Here is an 18,107-nt window from a genome sequence, read left to right as displayed (position 1 = left end):
TCATTTCACATCAATCAGCCTGCTGCTTTATTTGGCTTTTTTAGTGCCCGGCAGAATCTCAAAGCGAGGGTCAAATTTTTCCTGGGTGCTCATCAATTGCTTCAGTACCGCTGTATTACCAGTCAGCTGTACTTTGCCATTTTGGGTGAGCTGCTCAAAAGTGGCGCTGCCAGAGATAAAGGTTTCCAGGTCACTGCGATTGATGGTGATGGTCAGATCCGCATCTTTTGCGGTGAAGCCTTTAATATTGCTGAGGGTGGAGTTGCTCATTTCCAGCACGTATTTCTCACCATTATCCGGAGTGATAAAGTTAATCTTGAACTTCATGCCGTCTGCTTTTTTGCTGTTCATGGTGACGGCCAGATAATCCAGCAGCAGATCAGTGGACATAGCACGCGCCATATCCGGGCTGGTTGCACTTGGAGAAGCCCCTTCCGGAATACCATTACGCAGCTCATAGGCGCCGGCGAGGAAGCTGTTTCTTAAGGCAACACTTTCTTTCTGGTAGCCCAGCTGCTCATATACATCGGCCAGCAAATCTTTAGCCGCAGTATTCTTTGGCTCTGCCAGTGTCAGCTTATTCAAGATTTCAACGGCTTCCAGATACTTGCCCTGGTCATGCAGTTTTTTGGCCTTGGCCATAATCTTTTTACTGCCCCCCATCATTTCCACATAAAGCGGGGCAGAATCACGCGGCGATAAAGGCATTAAAGTAGCCGGGTTGGCATCCCAATAGCCAAGGTAGCGGTTGAGCACCGCACGGCTGTTGTGCTCTTCAGAGCCATGATAAGAGTGGGCCGCCCACTGGTTTTGCAGCGATTGCGGCGGTTTGTACACATTATGAATTTCATTAATGGTGACGCCTTTATTGGCCTGATGCAGCACTTCATTATTCAGATTGGCGTAAATATCACGCTGGGTGCGCATGACTTCCTGCACACGCTCTTTACCCCAGCGCGGCCAGCTGTGCGAAGCAAACATCACATCGGTTTTATCGCCAAACAAATACAAGGCGTTATTGATGTTTTTGGACCATGCCAGCGCATCCCGCACCAAAGCGCCGCGCAGGGTGTAGATATTGTGTACGGTGCCGGTGATATTTTCAGCCGCCCAGAAGGCTTTAAACTGCGGGAAGTAGGTATTCATTTCTGAAGGTGCTTCGGTACCCGGTGTGTTTTGGAACACCATTTGCACACCATCAACGGTGATCTCTTCAATATCCTGGCTTACCGTGCGGGTTGGCGGAATCAAACCCAAATCGCCTGCGGCAACATTCTTACCAATAGCCTGATCAACGTGACCAAATGGGCTGCGTGGTAACAGCGTGCCGTAGGTCAGCAGCATGCGTCGTGTCATTGCATTGCCGGCATACACGTTTTCAGAGATGGCATGTTCCATAAAGCCTTCAGGAGCAATAATTTGAACTTTGCCGCTGATGACATCTTTTTCATCAACCACACCACGAGCGCCGCCAAAGTGATCGCCATGTGAATGTGAATAAACCACAGCCACAACCGGCCTTTGGCCCAGTTTTTCATTCACAAAGGCCAGCGCGGCACGGGCGGTTTCTTTGGCTGTTAGCACGTCAAATAAAATCCAGCCGGTGTCACCCTTAATAATGGTCATATTCGCGAGGTCAAAACCGCGTACCTGATAAATCTTACCCGGCACAACTTCATACAGGCCGTAGCCCATATTTAAAATGGCCTGGCGCTGCAGGGAAGGGTGAATGCTGTCAAAGTCTTTGCCCTGCAGCAGATAGTCATAGCTGCCTATATTCCATGCGACGTGGCCGGCATCAGCCATGATTTCTTTGTAAGAAGGGGCGGCAATAAAGCCTTTTTTGGATTCTTCAAAATCACGCGTATCTTCAAATGGCAGGCTGCTGCGTTGCGCTTCGATCAGCGCTTTGGTGTACTGGGAAGGCATCTTGCCTTTTGCATCAAAGTGCTTGCCCAGCGCTGCATTTGGGTCTGTTGCTGCCACCCCGCCACCGCCAGCTGCAATAGAAACAGCGCTGACCCCACCCATGAGTGCCATAGACAGTACAAGTGATAGTGTTTTGATTCGCATGATATTTATCCTCTGGAAAGTCATTTTTTAACTCCGGGCAGCCTTCTTTATAAGCTGTGGAGTAGTCAAGCAAAGCAATTCACCTAGCCAAACAAAAAGCTTAGCGATAAAATTAGTACAGATGAACTATTTGTCGCTAATTTAGTACACTTGAACTAATTAGGTCAATGCAAAAAAGTACCGAATAAAGAGGCTGTTTGATGTCAATACAAAGAAAATCCAGGTCGCCGGATCTGCCAGGCGATGCGGCCAAAAGCAGTGTTTCGCAAAATACGATTAACCATATTCTTGAGTGCGCGCAGCAGGTGCTGATTGAGTTTGGCAATGCCAAATTTACAACCAGAAGGGTGGCCGAAGCGGCGGGAATTTCACCGGGCAATCTGACTTATCATTTCCCTAGTAAAAATGAGCTAATCAACGCGATGGTTGCGAAAATACTGGAGAAATACTTTATTCATTTGGAAGAATCGCTTTCCCCGGAAGGGCAACTCTATGCAGAAGGCCTGAGGGGGCTGGTGCGCTGGATGATGATGGATGCCATTCAAAATGAAACGACGCGCACTTTCCGTGAGCTATGGGCGATGGCGCTGCATGATGAGCAGATTTGCCAGACAGTGGATGCGTTTTATGATGCCATGATCAAAAGATCAGCCGCTTTAGTCAGTCTCAGATACCCCGCAGCCAATACCCTGGCGATCAATGAGCTGATCCATTTATTAGCCATTGTGATGGAGGGCAGCAATGTGCTGTATGGCACCTGCAATACGCGAGCCGTTAGCTTTGAGCGCATTATCGAAATGACTATGCCCATAGTTGAACAGATTGCGCCTCAGGGCGTTTGATGCAGTTTCTTGTGTAAAGCAGCGCCCCCGGCTGGTCATGGTAAAGGCTGCGCTGATCGCCCTGAGGATATTTGTCCAAAGGGCAGAGGGCTTTGCCAGGCGATAAAACCCCGGCAAAGCCCGGTGTACTACAGCAGAGGTGGTGTGGGGATGTTTTCCAGTACGCCGGTTTCGTTCACATATTGCTGCCACTCTTGCATCAGCTCCGCCAGGATATCGGGGCGGGCTTGGGCCTGATCGTGGATTTCGCCCGGATCGATATCCAGATCGTAAAGCTGCCATGCTTCCGGGCCAGCGGGGGCGGGAATATAGACTGCTTATTCTGCGCCGTTTTTTTGTTTGGGCAACATTCCGTGGGCCGGATTTTTGCCCAAACGGGCGTCATGTTAAATCGGCGTGTATTTATGCAATCTCTGCAAAGCGCTGCAGTTCTTTTTCCAGATCAAGCGTTCCGCTTGTTTGTGATTTATCTTCATCTGTAAGCAGATGCGGCGGCACAAACCAGGCCACTTCAAATAAGAGCCCGTCCGGATCATGGCCATAAATGCTTTTGTGCACACCGTGGTCTTCTTCCAGACCTAATCGCCCCTGGGCCTGCAGTAAATCGCGGATGCGGCTTAATTCGCTGAGTTTGTCCACTTCCCATGCCAGGTGATAAAGACCGGCAGGCGGCTCGCTTGGGTCGGCTGCTTCATAGCGCGAGCGAAACACGCCTGCGCGCTGCTGCCCCAGGTTTTTGCTGAATAATGCCAGGTCATGATCGTTATCTGATTCTGCTGCCTGGCTAAAAACGGCTTTATCGGGTGAATCGCTGGGTTTGAATTTAAAGCCCAGTGTGTCTTTATAAAAAGCGCTGCTTTGCGCTACATCGCTCACATACAGCACGGCATGGTTAAGGCGTTTGATTCCCATCTGGCTTCCTTAGTTTTTTTTAGTGACGTCGGCTTTAAGCCATTGCAAAGAGATTTTTTGTAAGATGCCGTCTTTTTTTAGCTCGCCCAGTGCTGCGTCTACCTTGCTTGCCAGCGCCTGGCCACGGGCATTGCGTGCAAAGGGCAGGCCAATTTCGTCATAGGCAGCAGGCTCACCCAGCAGTTTCAGCGGCAGTTTGGCGCGGCCAATGGCGGTACGTACCGCTACCGCGCCATTGTAATAGCCATCCACTCGGCCTAAAACCACCTCGTTTAATTCGGCAACAGGATCTTCATCAAAGGTTTTGATGGTGACATTTTTTCCTGCCAGCAGGCTGCGTAATTTACGCTCATCTGCCGTGCCAAAGCCCACGCCTATCGTTTTACCAGCCAGATCCTGAATGCTTTTGATGCTGTTATTGTCTTGTTTAATTACAAAAACATCGCCGGAAAACTCATAGGGCTGGCTGAACTGATATTTCTGCTGGCGCTCTGGGGTAATGCTGAGCTGATTGGCGACAGTATCAATCCGGCCAGAATCAAGTTGGCCAAACAGGCCGACAAAATCTGCGACTTCCCATTTCACCTGATAGCCGATTTTTTTGGCAACAGCCTCAACAACAGCAATATCAAAGCCTGTTACTGCGCCTTTTTCCTTGTATGTAAAAGGCGCGTAATCGCCACTGGTACCCACGCGCAATACATTGTTAGCGTCGGCAGAAAACGCATTCTGGCTGATGGCAAGGCTGACTGCTGCAATGCCGTACATAAACGAGTGAGGCAGATACATAAAAACTCCTTAGCTAATCACGGGGGAAGGGGTCAGTTGCTGCAAAAAGCGGCGGGTGCGTTCGTGGCTGGCGTCATCCAGCACGGCTTTAGCCTGGCCACGCTCGATAATTTGCCCATCGGCCATAAATAAAATCTGATTGGCAACCTGGCGGGCAAAGCTGATTTCATGGGTTGAAATAATCATGGTGATGTCGCGGTGCGCCAGGCTCTTGATTACGCTCAGCACTTCGGCCACCCGCTCCGGATCCAGCGATGAGGTGGGCTCATCAAATAAAATCACTTCAGGATCCAGCGCCAGAGCTCTGGCGATGCCCACCCGCTGCTGCTATCCGCCCGAAAGCGTGGCCGGGTACTGGCTGGCTTGTTTCGTTAAATCAACCCGCTCGAGTAACTGAAAGGCCCGCTCCCTGGCTTCTGAACGGCTGAACCCCTTGGCGCTGATTAAGGGCAGGGCGATATTGTCGAGCGCGGTTTTGTTTTTAAACAGGTTGTAGTTTTGAAACACCATTGCCGTAGCCTGGCGTAATTGCTGCAGCGTTTTGCCTGGCACCCGCTGGCTGCAATCGATATTTAAATCACCCACACGCAGTAAGCCCGTATCGGGTGTTTCTAATAAATTCAGGCAGCGCAGCAGGGTGGATTTACCCGCGCCGGACGGGCCGATCAGCGCCAGTACATCGCCCCGTGGCACTTCAAATGAGATTTGCTGCAAAACGGCCTGTTTGCCAAATGATTTACTCAGCCCGCTAACCTTAATCATGCGCTGGCTCCTTGCTGATAAGGGATATTCAGCCGGGCTTCAAGCCGCCGCTGTGCTGCGCCAAACAGCACGGTAATCGCCCAGTAAACCAGTGCCACGGCTAAAAAAGCCTCCATATAGCAGTAAGTTAAAGAGGCATACTGCTTGGCCTGGGCCAGAATTTCGGTCACGCCAAGGGCAAAAACTAAGGAGGATTCTTTCAGTAAGCCAACAAAGCTGTTCGCCAGCGAGGGCACGGCTACTCTGGCCGCCTGGGGCAGCACCACATGATATAAGCCTTGCAAGCGGCTCATTCCGGCGGATAAGCAGGCATCCATTTGGCCGCGGTCAACTGCATTAAGTGCGCCGCGTATAGATTCAGATAAATAGGCCGCCATATTCAGGCTCAGGCCAATCAGCGCGGCGCTCACTGATTGCAAGGCGCTAAATACCGGAAACAATTGCGGCAGGCCGTAATACAGCACAAACAGCTGAACTAAGAGCGGCGTGCCGCGGAAGAAAGAGATATAAACATGGGCCAGCTGTGCCAGCACGGGGATTTTAAAGCGGATCAGCAGTGCCAGTATGGTGCCCAGCAACAGCCCGGCCAGCATGGACGTCAGCGTAATTTGCAGGGTAATGGGCAGGGCCTGGGCGATTTCCGGAAAGCTTTTCAGAAAGCCATCAAAGTTAAAATTCATCAGTTTGTCAGCTCATAAAAATGACGGAGGAGGCCGCTGCTGCAGATAACCATGCGGCTGAGTAATGGCTTACGTAGTTGACTGGCTTAAATAAAGCTGGTGTTGGGAGCAATGCTTTTTTGCTGTCTTCAATTTATCATAATGATTAAATATCAATATGTAATTAAAACTTACATTTATATAGTATTTTGTTATATTGATGGGGTTGTATGAGCTTGGTGGTATTTGGCTGCTGCAAGTTTTATGCATGAAGGGTTTTAAAATTTATAACAAAAAGTAATAATGATATTATTATATATTACTTTTTGTTTTTAAAACTTTAGGTAGAATCAGGGCAAAGCAAGGCGTGTTGCTGATGCTGTTTAATCAAAGGAATGATCAAATGACACTGCGTTTAGGTGATGTAGCTCCCGACTTTACACAGCAATCGTCTGCAGGCGAGATTAGCTTTCATGCATGGGCGGGGGATAGTTGGGTGGTGCTGTTTTCACACCCGGCTGATTTCACGCCGGTTTGCACCACCGAGCTGGGCAAGACCGCCAAGCTGGCTGAAGAATTTAAAAAACGTAATGTAAAACCACTGGCGGTCAGCGTAGACACGCTGGAATCGCATGTGGCCTAGATTAACGACATTAATGAAACGCAAAATACCTCGGTTAATTTCCCGATTCTGGCCGATGCCGATCGTAAGGTGGCCGAGCTTTACGACATGATTCACCCAAATTCTTTGGCCAATCTCACTGTGCGCTCCGTGTTTGTGATCGATCCGGCCAAAAAAATCCGTTTAACGCTGACTTATCCAGCCAGCACAGGCCGCAACTTTAATGAAATTCTGCGTGTGATTGATTCCCTGCAACTGACGGATCATCACAAAGTAGCCACACCTGCTGATTGGGTGGATGGCGACGATGTGGTGATTATTCCTTCCCTGCAGGATGCAGATGAAATTGCCCAGCGCTTTCCTAAAGGCTATAAAGCGATTCGTCCTTATTTGCGCTTAACGCCACAGCCAAACCGTTAATTTAGCCTCATAACAAAGCCCCCGTTTTTATAAGAAAAGCGGGGGCTTTGTTGCGCCTAATCGCGGGAAATTAAGGGTTTACATGCTCTCCCGTAATCACCAAAATAACCGGGGATAGTGTGTTTTAAGGTTAATTCCATTTTTTTTAAATGGATGAATAAATCTGGTTCTTTAAAATATATTCGTCAGGCTGATGGTTTTAAGAATAAGCATAATTTAATCATAGTCAGTATTTTTTTGATTGCTATTCTTATATTAATAGTGCCGTATCTTTGATTTATTTAAGATGTTTTCCTTCCTTTTTTATCAGATAAAAGCTATTTATTGCACAATGAATGGATGTGCAGATTGAATGCTTTGTGACATATTTACGCCGTATATAGGGATTAACCGACATACCTTTTTAATTTTTTGTGATTAACTGGTAATCGCTTTAAACATGTTAGCGTGTCTGCCTGCTGATGCTGGGGCTAATAGTTAAAAACTGAATCATTATTAAATACTTAAATACGATTAATTTTTGTAAGTAAGTTTCTTAAATTTGATGAAATCAGGAGTTTAATTATGCAACTAAAATCAATTATATTTGCCGTGAGTTCACTGCTTGCTTTACCTGTGCTGGCCGATTCAGCGGTAAAACAAAACAGCGCCGCATCATCTGCTGAGCAAAAAACACCTGCAGAGCGCAGGGCAGCAATTGATCAGGCGGCGCAAGACACGCTGGCTCAGGTTTATAAAAAATTCCCAAGTGCAAAATCGCAGATTGCTAAAGCATCAGCCTATGCGGTATTTCGCACCGGCGGGTTTCAGGCTGTCTTTGTAGGGGCGGGCGGGGGTGACGGGGTAGCTGTTGCCAGCGGAAAACGTACCTATATGGATATGCTGCAGGGTAAGGTAGGCTTAGGGCTGGGGGCGAAGGAAACCCGCGAGGTTTGGGTGTTTACCAGCAATAAAGCTTATAACAAGTTTGTAACCTCAGGCTGGAGCGCCAGTGGTGAGGCCGGCGCAGCTGCCAAGGCAGGTAAAACAGGGGGGCAGATTGCCGGTGCTAAGCATTTAGGGAAGGATGTCTATGTTTATCAATTCACCGAAAATGGCTTAACCGCCGAAGCCACTGTGAATGGGGCTAAATATATGGTGAATAGCGATCTGAATAAAAAATAAGCCAGTACCGACGCTTACTTCGACGCTTACTTTGCAAGCCTGTCATCTGCCTTTTATGCATATAGGGCAGATTAGGCAGGCTTTCAGCAGGCATCCGTGCTGATTTTTATGGGTATTGATTCAATTTGTCAGAAAAATTTAAATCTCTATTGAAGCGCTTTACCAGGCAGTACGCTGTTGCACGATCTTTGGATCAGCAGGAGCCGGGTTTGCCTGCACATGAAATACACTGCGCTCAGTGCGATTTACTACAAAATATGGATGAATTGCGCGCCGGGCAAGGTGCAAGCTGCGTACGCTGTGGCCATCATCTTTGCAGTGTGCCGCCGCATCCCTTTGATACTCCGCTGGCCTATGCGCTGACTACGCTTATTTTACTGATCTTAAGCTGTGCTTTTCCCCTGCTTAATTTGCATATTGCCGGTGTGGAAAGCCAGATGACCTTTTTTAGCAGCGCCAGATCATTGGTCGAGGCCGATTTTGGCATTGTGGCCAATGTGTTGCTGAGCTGTGTGCTGCTGACCCCCGCTCTTTTTTTATGTGCAGTGATTTATTTATCGCTGGCGCTGAAATGGTCTGTGCACTGGCCCGGGCTTCGCAGCGTGCTGCGGCTGGCCATACGGCTGGAGCCATGGATGATGGCGGATGTCTTTGTGATTGGTATTCTGGTCAGCCTGATTAAACTGGCCGCACTGGCGCAAATTGGCCTTGGCTTATCATTTTGGGCCATGTTGCTGTTTTCGCTAGCGCTGATTAAAACCGTTACCGTATTTGATGTGCACTGGTTTGGTTTTCAGCTGGATCAATTAGCGGGCTTGCCCGCCCAAAAGCTCAGAATGAATGGGGCAAAAGCCTGCACCGTGTGCGGCTTTTTTAATGCCCGGCAAGCCCGGAAGTGCGGGCGCTGCCATGCCCGCCTTTATGATCGCCGCCCGCACAGCTTATCAATGACCTGGGCCTTGCTCATTACCGCCATGCTGCTTTATCTGCCTGCCAACCTGTACCCCATGATGATTACAGAGTCTTTTGGCGAGCGTACGCCTTCCACCATTCTGGAAGGCGTGCTGCTGTTGTGGCGTATGGGCTCTTATCCTGTGGCGACGATTATTTTTGTGGCCAGTGTGGTGGTGCCGCTGGTGAAATTTATTTCCATCGTGGTGCTGTGTATTGCGGCTCAAGGCAAATCAAAGAGAAGTGCGCTGCACTACACCCGGCTTTATCGCATCACCGAGCTGATTGGACGCTGGTCTATGGTGGACGTGTTTGTGGTAGTGATTCTGGTGGCTTTAATCCATATGGGTAAATTGATGTCGGTATTTCCCGGCGTGGCCGCGGTTTCTTTTGCAGGCGTCGTGGTGTTTACCATGTTGTCTGCATTGAGTTTTGATGTGCGGCTGGTTTGGGATGCTCAGAGCAGGGCAGACCCGTAAGCCAGCAAATTTAAATCAGCAGGATGCACGTTTATGGGCAAGGCCCAAGCATGACAGGATAAAGCGTATGGAAGAGCAGGCAGAAAATAAGGTGGAATTACCCAAGGCAAAAATAAGCTGGCTGCGCAGGATATCTTTAGTGTGGCTGGTGCCGTTTGCCGCGCTTTTGCTGGGGGCATGGATGGTGTTTGATACATGGCGGCATCAGGGGCCGGAAATCGTGTTGTACATGCCTAATGCCGAGGGAATTGAAGTGGGCAAAACCACCGTCAAAGTGCTTTCGGTGAATGTGGGCAAGGTGACCGATGTGCAGCTTGATTCTTCAGGCCACCGGGTGCGCGTTACGGCAAGGCTGGATGTGGAAGCGGGTAGCTTGTTAAACGAAGACAGCCAGTTCTGGATGGTAAAGCCAAGGGTGGATCGCAGCGGGATCAGTGGCTTATCCACGCTATTGTCCGGCTCTTTTATTCAGCTTAATCCGGGCAAATCCAGCAATATGAAAAGCGCTTTTACGGTGCTCAATGATCCGCCGGTGACGGCTGCCGATGTGCCGGGTCTGCGCTTGCAGCTCTCTGGCCGCAGCGTGAAGGTACTGAGTGTGGGCGACCCGATTTTGTATCAGAACTTTGAAGTGGGCCGTGTAGAGAAAGCTGAGTTTGATCCAGAGCAGCGGCAAATGAATTACCGCCTGTTTATTCAGCGCCCCTATGATCGTCTGGTTACAGAGAACTCACGCTTTTGGGTGGCCAGTGGTGTGCAGCTGGCACTCAGTGCAGATGGTATTAAGCTCAATGCTGGCTCGCTGGAATCGGTATTGTCTGGTGGCGTTGCTTTTGGTGTGCCGGAAAATATGCCCTTGGGCGAGCAGGTTAAAGATCAGAGTGCGTTTACTTTGTTTTCTGATGAAGCCAGCTCGCTGGAGCGCCAGTTTGAGCGCCGCCTGCCTTATATCGCGCTTTTTAGTGACTCGGTGCGCGGCTTAAAGCCCGGCGCTCCGGTGGAGCTAAGGGGGCTGCGGATTGGTACGGTTGCTGCGGTGCCTTATGCCATTCCTAAGCTGGAAAATAAAACCCGCAAATATCATGGCATTCCTGTGCTGATTTATTTAGAGCTTGGGCGTTTGGCTGCTGGGGCAGAAAACGAGAGCGATGATTACTGGCGTAAAGTCATTGCCACCCAGGTGGGCAGTGGGATGGTTTTAAAGCTTAAAAATGGCAATATGCTGACGGGTTCTTTATATGTTGACGTTGATTTTAGTGGCAAGCCGCAGGCAAAAGTGTTGGATAAATACGCCGGCCTGCCCATACTGCCTACCGGCGATGGTGGTCTTGCCCAAATTGAAAACAAAGTTATTGCCTTGCTTGATAAGCTCAATGGCCTGAAGCTGGAAGGCGTGCTGGAAAAGGGTAATAAAACACTGGATGAAACCGGCAAGCTTGCTGGTGATATCCGTGTTCTGGTTAAAACGCTGGATGATTTTGCCCGTCAGCCCCAGGTACAAGGCTTGCCTGAAGAGTTGCAGCATACTTTAAGCAAGGTGCAGGACACTTTAAATACCGTGCGCAGCACCATGGATGATTTCTCCGGGCAATCGCCCGCCTATGGCGAATTAAACCGTGCCCTAGGCAGCTTAAATCAAGTATTACAAGAGGCGAGGCCCGTGATTCGTACGCTGAATGAAAAACCAAATGTGCTGCTGTTTGATCGCAAGCAGGAAGATGTTCAGCCGAAAGGGGCCAAGCCATGAAACTGCGTGTCGCCCTGATCGGGCTGTGTTTACTGAGCGCGTGCAGCAGCGTGCCCGTTACCCGTTATTATCGCCTGCCCGATGTTGCCCTCCCGCAGCAGACAGCCGGGCCAGAGCGGCCGGTAGTACTGCTGGATATCCGGCTGGCTGATTTTTTATCAGCGGGAGGCATTGCTTATCAGCAGGGCGAAGTGGGTATTACGCTGGCCCAGCAAAACTTATGGGCAGAAAGGCTGCAAGAAGGTATAAAGCGCGTCCTTGTGGCCAGAATGCAGCAGCAACAACCCGGCCAGCTTTGGCTGGGATCGGCGCCTGATGCCAGAGTGAATACGCTAAGCCTGGAAATAACGCAGTTTAATGGCCGCGATGATGGCAAAGCCGTATTGGCAGGGCGCTGGTATTTGCGAAATGCAGCGCAAAAGTTACTGATGCAATCGTCTTTTCAGCTTGAAGTTGCCCAAGAAGGTGCAGGCTACGAGGCGCTGGTACTGGCTTTGGCTGAAGGCTTAAATCAATTAAGCCAGCAAATAAGCAAGGAATTAATTTTTTAGCTAAAACTGATTTAAGCGGTTTTATCAGATTAAATAAAATACTAAAGAGCGATTAAACATGCGGGTGAATTTAAAAGTGCCTTTTGCTGAAAAAGACAGCGCAAAGGCTTTGGGCGCACGCTGGGATGCGGCTAAAAAAGTGTGGTATATCGTGGATAAGGCCGATCTGAGCCCATTTTTGCAATGGATAGATGTAAATGCAGCGCCTGCTGCCGCTTCTTCGCCTGTAAAACCCGCCACCAAGCCACTGCCCATACAGGAAGGGGTTAATTACGGTGAGCCGCCCTGGGACGTTACAGACCACGACATTATTTTAAAATAAATGGCCAATTCCCCCCCCCGGCGTCTGGGGGAGAATTGAGCTGTATTGATTTATGTATTTGCTAAGGCTGCTATTGCCGTTGTTTTTGGCAAAAAACCTGTTGCCTAGCGCTCTTTTTGATAAACCAAGGAATGAAGATTTACCATAGCGGGATTTGTTGCCAGCTTAGCCCCCGGGGGGATTTACTGAGCAGGAAATGTCTGATCCTTTTGTAGTTTGGCAAACCACTTTCTGATCATTTTTTCTTCGTATTCAAATTCTGTTCTCTGGCTGGATCGGCCCACGCCCGACATAAAATTTAAATCACGCAAGTTTTCTGCACCGGAAACAATCTGGTCTTTATAGCTAAAGACATAATTAAATGTGATTTTGGGGCTGTAGATTTCTTTGATAATACGAATGTCATTATACCGGCTGCCAGGGCGGGGATTAATCTCACCGGCCAGATCAAAGTCTGTTACTGTGATTTCCAGCTTTGCATCACTGGGTAATTGCGCAGCCAGATCGGTAAATACTTTATCAAAATGTTTAAACAGCCTTTCTTGAAAACGATCCTCACGCTCATGCGAGGCGCGGATATCGCTGTATTTCTCAGGGTTTTGCCATGTGATTTTGGCCTCTCCGGCCCATACATTACTTACTGTCAGTGCCAACAGGCTTAAACTCAGTAATATTTTCTTCACTTTTGAATCTCCGATGATCGATATGTGTCGATGGATAACTGGATTTAATTTGTAAATAAATACTTTTAAAACAAAGTGTTGCCAGAGTTTCATGCCGGATAACTGAATGGGCTGATTTAAATATCAGTAAATAGCAGGCTCAATAAGCTGCTATCGTGATTATAGGCACTGATTGATCTGCTTATCGGGCCAATAATGGGATAAACTTAATGTTGTTTTTGTGGCTGAACAAGTAAATTCTCCACACTGATCTGAAATTTTCTTTAGCAAGTCGCTGTTTGTATGACTGAATGCTTCAAAATTACACCGTATTTGTAAGGTCTGGGCACAGGCTTCTGATGATTAAACAACACAATCCGGCTGTCATTGGATTGGTTGACGCTTTTTAAAGTTGCCTTATTAAAAACAGAGGGATTAAACCCGCGCTTAGGGATTTAAATAAGCCAGGTTTGATTCATCTTGCCAATCCGGCCTGCAAACGATGCAAGTATTTAACGAACTAAGGAAGTCTTCAATATGGATGTTCTGTACTATTGGAAAGATGTAAAAGCAGACATGGCTGCCGGGCATATTGGCTGGTTTCGTTCATCCCGCGGCAAATTGGCCGAGCTGAGCGAAAGCTTCCCCGATCGCATCTGGGTCGTTAAAACACCAACAGGTAAAAAGGGTAGTGTGCAATTACTGGCCTGTGTTCGCTGGAGCGATAAAGCGGCAGTGAAAGTGCCCTTGGTGGATGTGCACTCAACCATATTCTACGACCCTGCACACGCACAAAGCATGTGGTTTGAAGGCTCAGAGAGTGATGAAGCCGTTGAGGCAACCAGTAAATGGCTGCGCGAGCATTTTTCTGCCGCAGTACGCGCTAATTTTCAAGGTGATAACGGCATTCACGCCTTGCGTGGCGATACCTTGCGCCAGCTGGAAAAAATAGCCCAGAATTTTGCAACGCGACCATTTTTGGCCACTGAATAAAGATTAAATTCGCGGAGCTTGCCTCCGCGAATATGCAAAAGCCATTGCCGCACGAATGCAGTGGCCATTTTTGAGTTTTACGCCTCCGATTATCCCGCCCAACAGATCTGAATGCCGGTTTACATATTGGCAAGCCTTCATTTCTGTTAAGGTTCGGCCAATGATTACCCCGTACGGCAGCAGCTACAATGTCTGAAAAAAAAGAATTCCCCGCTATAAAAAATAATCTTCACCCGCGTAACCCGCATCGCGGCCGCTATGATTTCCCTGCGCTGATTGCCAGCTGCCCCGATCTGGCTCCCTTTGTGGCGCCGAACGCCTACGGCGATGAATCGATTGATTTTGCTGATCCGGCGGCAGTAAAAACGCTGAATCGTGCCTTACTCAGCCACTTTTACGGCATTAAAGAGTGGGGCTTGCCAGAAGGCTACCTCTGCCCGCCGATTCCGGGCCGCGCAGACTATATCCACACCATGGCCGATCTTCTTGCCACCAGCAATAAAGGCGTGGTGCCGCGTGGCGCTGCCGTGCAGGTGCTGGATATTGGCGTGGGCGCTAATGCCATCTACCCCATGCTGGGCAAAGTGGCTTATGGCTGGCAGTTTACCGGCAGCGATACCGATGACCTGGCGCTGGATAATGCCTATGAGATTTTTGAGCGCAATGAAGTCTTAAAAGACGGTCTTGTTTGCCGCTACCAGGCCGATGCAGAAAACATCTTTGAAGGCCTGATCAAGCCAGCCGATTTATTTGAATTCACCATGTGCAACCCGCCATTTCATTCCTCTGCTGCAGATGCTGCGGGTGGCACACGACGCAAATTACGCAGCTTAGGTACTGGCCACGCCAAGGGCAAAGGTCTGCCGCCACCGGTACTCAATTTTGGCGGCCAGAGTAATGAGCTGTGGTGCGAAGGCGGCGAAATGCGCTTTGTACGCACCATGATCTCGCAAAGCCGCCCGTTTAAGCAGCAGTGCCTGTGGTTCTCTACCCTGGTTTCCAAGCAGGATAATCTGCCGCTGGTATATCAGGCGCTGGAAAGAATCGGCGCGATTCAGGTTAAAACGCTGGATATGGCCCAGGGCAATAAAATCAGCCGCGTAGTGGCGTGGAGCTTTATGACTGAAGCCGAGCAAAAACTTTGGGCAAAAAGCCGCTGGCGCAGTTAACAGCCGGTTTATTTTTGCCCAAATAAAGCCCCAATTAAAAAGCCGCCAGGATAATACCTGGCGGCTTTTTTTGGGGCTATTTATTCCGGTATAAAGTCATACTGCCTGAACTTCACTTTTTTACTGGCATCTAATGCTGAAGTGTATTTTTTCAGCATATTGGTTTGATCAATTTGCTTATTCATCGTGGCCAGCATAAAAGATGCAAAGGATCACCAGCTTTGGTCAATGTGATCAGGCCGCAATAAATTGATAATAAAAGGTAATAAACATGAGGCCAATTTCTATCTCCACAGCAGCAGCGGCGGTATGCGCTGTTTTACTTTCAGCCTGTGGAGGAGGGGGAATATTTGACGATTCAACCACACCTGCTCCTGATCCTTGGAATGGGCCGAAGAACTACCTCTCTTATAAGCCAGAAACCGGAAGTAATGCGATTCCTGTTACAGTAAAAAGTACAAATGGTGAGGTCTTTCTGGATAGGCAAAAGCGCAATTTTCAATCTAAGCAAGGCAGCTTGGGTTTTATCTTTACTGCTGGCCGTCCGTGGAATCTGGATGGGGATAACTTTACCGGCGGCTCTGAACAAATAAGTGGTAATCGTATTGATTTCTTGCTCTATGCAGATCAAAAATCACGCGCAAATATAGGTAATGGGTCAAAAGGTATAGCTAATCCGGCAATGGATTTTATTTCTTTATGCTCGCCTGATCAGCAGTATTTTTTGATTAATGCCGCTGCAAACCGCCAGTACGACAGCAGCCTGTTTGCAGGCAAAAGTTTTCTGAGCAAGCGTTATGAGCGTGGCAGCTGTTCAGAAGAAGGCAGCAGAAGGGCAATGGTATTTGATGCAAGTGGCGGGGCAAGCATTAAAAATGGCAATAAGATCGAAGAAATCTTTTCAGTGACAGAGCTGAATAAATTAGCCATGGGGCAAAGCCTGCCCACACTGGATAATACGGGTTTTCGCAATATGCAGTTTTATCAGCTCAGAGATCTAAACGGCATACGTTACGTTATTCAGGAGTTGGTATCCTATCCAAATAGTACTAAAAATTATATCCGTATCTGGTACTAGGGGGCACTGACGTTTCATTTATTGCGCTGCATTTGCTCTGTTTTACGGCGCAGCGCAATTGTGAAGGAAACGCCAACAGACCCTGAGATTTATCCGCTCACAGCGACAAAAGCAATTTTATGATCAAATAAAAAAGACGCTTAGAAAATAAGCGTCTTTTTTATTATTGAATGGCGTAGATTGTAAACTGCGCGACACGGCTTAGCGGGGTTGCTGCATCAAATCTGAAATCAACATAGGCTGCATCATCAGCAGCAAGATTTTGCTCTACTTTCTGGCTGCGCCCAATTTCTGAGCCTTTATCATCTGAAGCCCGTAATTGTAATTTACCCTTAAAAGCCTGCGTACTCTGCACATAGACTTTTAAACCCTTCTGCCCCTCTGCATTTTTTTCCTGCAAAACGGCACGCTCGGCTTTTATCTGCTGGCTTTTAGCGCTGTCGCTTAATTGAATCTTAAAATCAGCCTCTAATGAATCCACGCCCTGAGCCATGCCTTTTACCACACCGCCAATGCCCTGAGTAAGACTGCGCGCAGCATCTTTACCATCTTTTTGCAGCGCATCCCCCAGCCCCTTGGCCATGGCCGCCTTATCTTCAACCAGCTCTGCGCCCTTGCTATGCTGCTCTTTTAATTCTTCCTCACGGCTTTTGCCACAAGCACTTAACAGCATACCCATCACCAACACCACCAAAATACGACTCTTCATAAAACATCCTCCTTTGACGTGTTGCTGCTGTGAAAATTGATATTAAAAGGGATTTGCTGGCATTTTATTCAAAAAAATTATAAAAAACAATGAAGTAATCTATTTGGTTTTTTGATGGTAAGAATGTATGATTGTGGTGTGGTGTTTTTACTGTATTTTAATTTTATTGGTTAAAATTAGCAGAGTAATTTCTTGTGTTAATAAATATTAATTAGCATGGGTGGTGGATTGTTTTTTAAAAAATTAATTTATATTTTTGTTATTGGTTTTTTATTTATTTGTTGGAGATTTTTTGTTATTTTTTTAATTTTGTATTTGCGGTAAATATTTGGTGGTTAATTATTTAAATAATCTAAATATTAATTGTTATTTTTGAATTTATATTTAATAATTATAATATTTTTGGCCAAAAGGGCTGGTAGTAAACTTGAAAAAAGTAATCAACTTAACTTGATTATAACGATAATATATTTTGTCTTATGTCAAATGTAATAACTACCCTCATTGCTTCATTGCTTTCCTCCTGCTTGATAAAAACCTCAGCATGACGAAAAAGGAAGTGGCGTTTAGATGGTAGGGCTAGGCGCTTACGCTGTGTTAATCTGCCACGCGTTCAAATATAGCAAATACGTGGTTCATCACTTGGCTGAAATACAGTATGGATATAATCGGCGCTTTGATTTGTGTGCTCAGATTCTGCGTATGCTGAACGCCTAAATCAAGGCTCGCCCGTATGAGCGTTTGGCTGAGCAAGGGACATAATCAGGATAATTTAATTAAAATTGTTGTAATTACATTTAGGCTCTGTTGACGTTTCATTCACTGCCGTGAACGAAACGTCAACAGAGCCTAGTCACAAGGGGAATTGCATGGAAGTTATTCGTTTTGCTTTTCTTTTGATGGGATTGTTTTTAACAATCAACGTCCGGGCACAAACACAGCAAAGTACTGATATGATCATTTTGCGTTCCGAAAGCAGTCAGTGCCTTAAAGTCGATCATGCAGTTTTAGGAGCTAAAGCTTTTGTAGGTCTCTGTGATCTCGACCAACCTCTTCAGCGCTGGGTTGTCCAGAACCCCCCTGTGTCAGGATAGTTGAGATACTCCCTTTTCAGGGATTCTAACTTACTCAGGGGGCTGGTTACTTATCATGTCGCGTATTCCCAAGGCTCGTAAAGATGCCATTTTAAGCAAAATGCTTGCT

The 18,107-nt window shown here is 47.6% G+C and carries 18 protein-coding genes and 1 pseudogene; 11 read left to right on the top strand and 8 right to left on the bottom strand.

Annotated elements, in window-relative coordinates:
* Nucleotides 1–27: 27 nt before the first annotated feature.
* The gene (locus CSQ88_RS06275) at nt 28–2,073 is read right to left on the bottom strand and encodes an alkyl/aryl-sulfatase (RefSeq protein ID WP_099397252.1); all 2,046 of its coding nucleotides are present in this window, start codon (nt 2,071–2,073) and stop codon (nt 28–30) included.
* Nucleotides 2,074–2,273: 200 nt separating this feature from the next.
* Here CSQ88_RS06275 and CSQ88_RS06270 point away from each other — a divergent pair, with 200 nt between their 5' ends.
* Nucleotides 2,274–2,915, top strand: a complete 642-nt coding sequence (locus CSQ88_RS06270; RefSeq protein WP_099397251.1) for a TetR/AcrR family transcriptional regulator — start codon at nt 2,274–2,276, stop codon at nt 2,913–2,915.
* 402 nt (nt 2,916–3,317) lie between these two features.
* On the opposite strand, the gene CSQ88_RS06265 is transcribed toward CSQ88_RS06270, so the two are convergent.
* The 5 genes from CSQ88_RS06265 to CSQ88_RS06250 are packed head-to-tail and all read right to left on the bottom strand — an operon-like array spanning nt 3,318 to nt 6,058.
* Nucleotides 3,318–3,827 (bottom strand): VOC family protein, encoded by a 510-nt coding sequence (locus CSQ88_RS06265; RefSeq protein WP_099397250.1) that lies wholly within the window; start codon nt 3,825–3,827, stop codon nt 3,318–3,320.
* Nucleotides 3,828–3,836: 9 nt separating this feature from the next.
* On the bottom strand, nt 3,837–4,616 hold the full coding sequence (locus CSQ88_RS06260) for a transporter substrate-binding domain-containing protein (RefSeq protein ID WP_218963012.1): 780 nt from the start codon (nt 4,614–4,616) through the stop codon (nt 3,837–3,839).
* Between the two features lie 9 nt (nt 4,617–4,625).
* Nucleotides 4,626–4,934, bottom strand: a complete 309-nt coding sequence (locus CSQ88_RS23330; protein WP_257212502.1) for an AAA family ATPase — start codon at nt 4,932–4,934, stop codon at nt 4,626–4,628.
* Nucleotides 4,935–4,943: 9 nt separating this feature from the next.
* Complete coding sequence (locus CSQ88_RS23325; RefSeq protein WP_257212501.1) at nt 4,944–5,378, bottom strand: ATP-binding cassette domain-containing protein; 435 nt, start codon at nt 5,376–5,378, stop codon at nt 4,944–4,946.
* On the bottom strand, nt 5,375–6,058 hold the full coding sequence (locus tag CSQ88_RS06250) for an amino acid ABC transporter permease (protein ID WP_099397249.1): 684 nt from the start codon (nt 6,056–6,058) through the stop codon (nt 5,375–5,377). Before CSQ88_RS06250 ends, CSQ88_RS23325 begins: the two co-directional genes overlap by 4 nt.
* A 382-nt stretch (nt 6,059–6,440) precedes the next feature.
* Between CSQ88_RS06250 and CSQ88_RS23635 the strand changes: the two are divergent.
* The 6 genes and pseudogenes from CSQ88_RS23635 to CSQ88_RS06220 all read left to right on the top strand — a co-directional run bounded on the left by CSQ88_RS23635 (nt 6,441) and on the right by CSQ88_RS06220 (nt 12,293).
* Nucleotides 6,441–7,079: pseudogene (locus tag CSQ88_RS23635) on the top strand (peroxiredoxin).
* 564 nt (nt 7,080–7,643) lie between these two features.
* Complete coding sequence (locus tag CSQ88_RS06240; protein WP_099397248.1) at nt 7,644–8,243, top strand: YSC84-related protein; 600 nt, start codon at nt 7,644–7,646, stop codon at nt 8,241–8,243.
* A 209-nt stretch (nt 8,244–8,452) separates the two neighbouring features.
* On the top strand, nt 8,453–9,673 hold the full coding sequence (locus CSQ88_RS06235) for a paraquat-inducible protein A (protein WP_257212500.1): 1,221 nt from the start codon (nt 8,453–8,455) through the stop codon (nt 9,671–9,673).
* On the top strand, nt 9,630–11,420 hold the full coding sequence (gene pqiB / locus CSQ88_RS06230; protein WP_218963011.1) for an intermembrane transport protein PqiB: 1,791 nt from the start codon (nt 9,630–9,632) through the stop codon (nt 11,418–11,420). Before CSQ88_RS06235 ends, pqiB begins: the two co-directional genes overlap by 44 nt.
* Nucleotides 11,417–11,971 carry a membrane integrity-associated transporter subunit PqiC gene (locus CSQ88_RS06225; protein WP_099397247.1) on the top strand — a complete coding sequence of 185 codons (555 nt, stop codon included), beginning with the start codon at nt 11,417–11,419 and terminating at the stop codon, nt 11,969–11,971. The genes pqiB and CSQ88_RS06225 overlap by 4 nt, the downstream gene beginning before the upstream one ends.
* A gap of 58 nt (nt 11,972–12,029) precedes the next feature.
* Nucleotides 12,030–12,293, top strand: a complete 264-nt coding sequence (locus tag CSQ88_RS06220; RefSeq protein ID WP_099397246.1) for a DUF5710 domain-containing protein — start codon at nt 12,030–12,032, stop codon at nt 12,291–12,293.
* Between the two features lie 182 nt (nt 12,294–12,475).
* On the opposite strand, the gene CSQ88_RS06215 is transcribed toward CSQ88_RS06220, so the two are convergent.
* Entirely contained in the window at nt 12,476–12,976 is a 501-nt protein-coding gene (locus CSQ88_RS06215) for a DUF3016 domain-containing protein (protein ID WP_180273552.1), read from the bottom strand.
* A gap of 516 nt (nt 12,977–13,492) precedes the next feature.
* On the opposite strand from CSQ88_RS06215, the gene CSQ88_RS06210 reads away from it, so the two are divergent.
* From CSQ88_RS06210 to CSQ88_RS06200, 3 genes are all read left to right on the top strand, one after another.
* Nucleotides 13,493–13,948 carry a hypothetical protein gene (locus CSQ88_RS06210; protein WP_099397244.1) on the top strand — a complete coding sequence of 152 codons (456 nt, stop codon included), beginning with the start codon at nt 13,493–13,495 and terminating at the stop codon, nt 13,946–13,948.
* A 188-nt stretch (nt 13,949–14,136) separates the two neighbouring features.
* Nucleotides 14,137–15,117, top strand: coding sequence for a 23S rRNA (adenine(1618)-N(6))-methyltransferase RlmF (gene rlmF / locus CSQ88_RS06205; RefSeq protein WP_099397243.1), 981 nt, complete (start codon nt 14,137–14,139; stop codon nt 15,115–15,117).
* A gap of 271 nt (nt 15,118–15,388) precedes the next feature.
* Complete coding sequence (locus CSQ88_RS06200) at nt 15,389–16,195, top strand: hypothetical protein (protein WP_143449432.1); 807 nt, start codon at nt 15,389–15,391, stop codon at nt 16,193–16,195.
* Between the two features lie 163 nt (nt 16,196–16,358).
* Here CSQ88_RS06200 and CSQ88_RS06195 read toward each other — a convergent pair whose 3' ends face one another.
* On the bottom strand, nt 16,359–16,904 hold the full coding sequence (locus CSQ88_RS06195) for a hypothetical protein (RefSeq protein ID WP_099397241.1): 546 nt from the start codon (nt 16,902–16,904) through the stop codon (nt 16,359–16,361).
* 869 nt (nt 16,905–17,773) lie between these two features.
* Between CSQ88_RS06195 and CSQ88_RS06190 the strand changes: the two genes are divergently transcribed.
* Nucleotides 17,774–17,998 carry a hypothetical protein gene (locus CSQ88_RS06190; protein ID WP_099397240.1) on the top strand — a complete coding sequence of 75 codons (225 nt, stop codon included), beginning with the start codon at nt 17,774–17,776 and terminating at the stop codon, nt 17,996–17,998.
* The last annotated feature ends 109 nt before the right edge of the window (nt 17,999–18,107 follow it).

Origin of the sequence: Iodobacter sp. BJB302, from assembly GCF_002735645.1 — a bacterium.
Taxonomy (GTDB): Bacteria; Pseudomonadota; Gammaproteobacteria; order Burkholderiales; family Chitinibacteraceae; genus Iodobacter.
The sequence above is the reverse complement of the archived record's forward strand: the minus strand, read 5'-3'. Positions and strand labels throughout refer to the sequence as shown.

Coding starts and splice junctions, on each gene's coding strand:
- CSQ88_RS06275 (WP_099397252.1), bottom strand. CDS start 2,073: ATGCGAATCAAAACACTATCACTTGTACTGTCTATGGCACTCATGGGT.
- CSQ88_RS06270 (WP_099397251.1), top strand. CDS start 2,274: ATGTCAATACAAAGAAAATCCAGGTCGCCGGATCTGCCAGGCGATGCG.
- CSQ88_RS06265 (WP_099397250.1), bottom strand. CDS start 3,827: ATGGGAATCAAACGCCTTAACCATGCCGTGCTGTATGTGAGCGATGTA.
- CSQ88_RS06260 (WP_218963012.1), bottom strand. CDS start 4,616: ATGTATCTGCCTCACTCGTTTATGTACGGCATTGCAGCAGTCAGCCTT.
- CSQ88_RS23325 (WP_257212501.1), bottom strand. CDS start 5,378: ATGATTAAGGTTAGCGGGCTGAGTAAATCATTTGGCAAACAGGCCGTT.
- CSQ88_RS06250 (WP_099397249.1), bottom strand. CDS start 6,058: ATGAATTTTAACTTTGATGGCTTTCTGAAAAGCTTTCCGGAAATCGCC.
- CSQ88_RS06240 (WP_099397248.1), top strand. CDS start 7,644: ATGCAACTAAAATCAATTATATTTGCCGTGAGTTCACTGCTTGCTTTA.
- pqiB (WP_218963011.1), top strand. CDS start 9,630: ATGTGCGGCTGGTTTGGGATGCTCAGAGCAGGGCAGACCCGTAAGCCA.
- CSQ88_RS06225 (WP_099397247.1), top strand. CDS start 11,417: ATGAAACTGCGTGTCGCCCTGATCGGGCTGTGTTTACTGAGCGCGTGC.
- CSQ88_RS06220 (WP_099397246.1), top strand. CDS start 12,030: ATGCGGGTGAATTTAAAAGTGCCTTTTGCTGAAAAAGACAGCGCAAAG.
- CSQ88_RS06210 (WP_099397244.1), top strand. CDS start 13,493: ATGGATGTTCTGTACTATTGGAAAGATGTAAAAGCAGACATGGCTGCC.
- rlmF (WP_099397243.1), top strand. CDS start 14,137: ATGTCTGAAAAAAAAGAATTCCCCGCTATAAAAAATAATCTTCACCCG.
- CSQ88_RS06200 (WP_143449432.1), top strand. CDS start 15,389: ATGAGGCCAATTTCTATCTCCACAGCAGCAGCGGCGGTATGCGCTGTT.
- CSQ88_RS06195 (WP_099397241.1), bottom strand. CDS start 16,904: ATGAAGAGTCGTATTTTGGTGGTGTTGGTGATGGGTATGCTGTTAAGT.
- CSQ88_RS06190 (WP_099397240.1), top strand. CDS start 17,774: ATGGAAGTTATTCGTTTTGCTTTTCTTTTGATGGGATTGTTTTTAACA.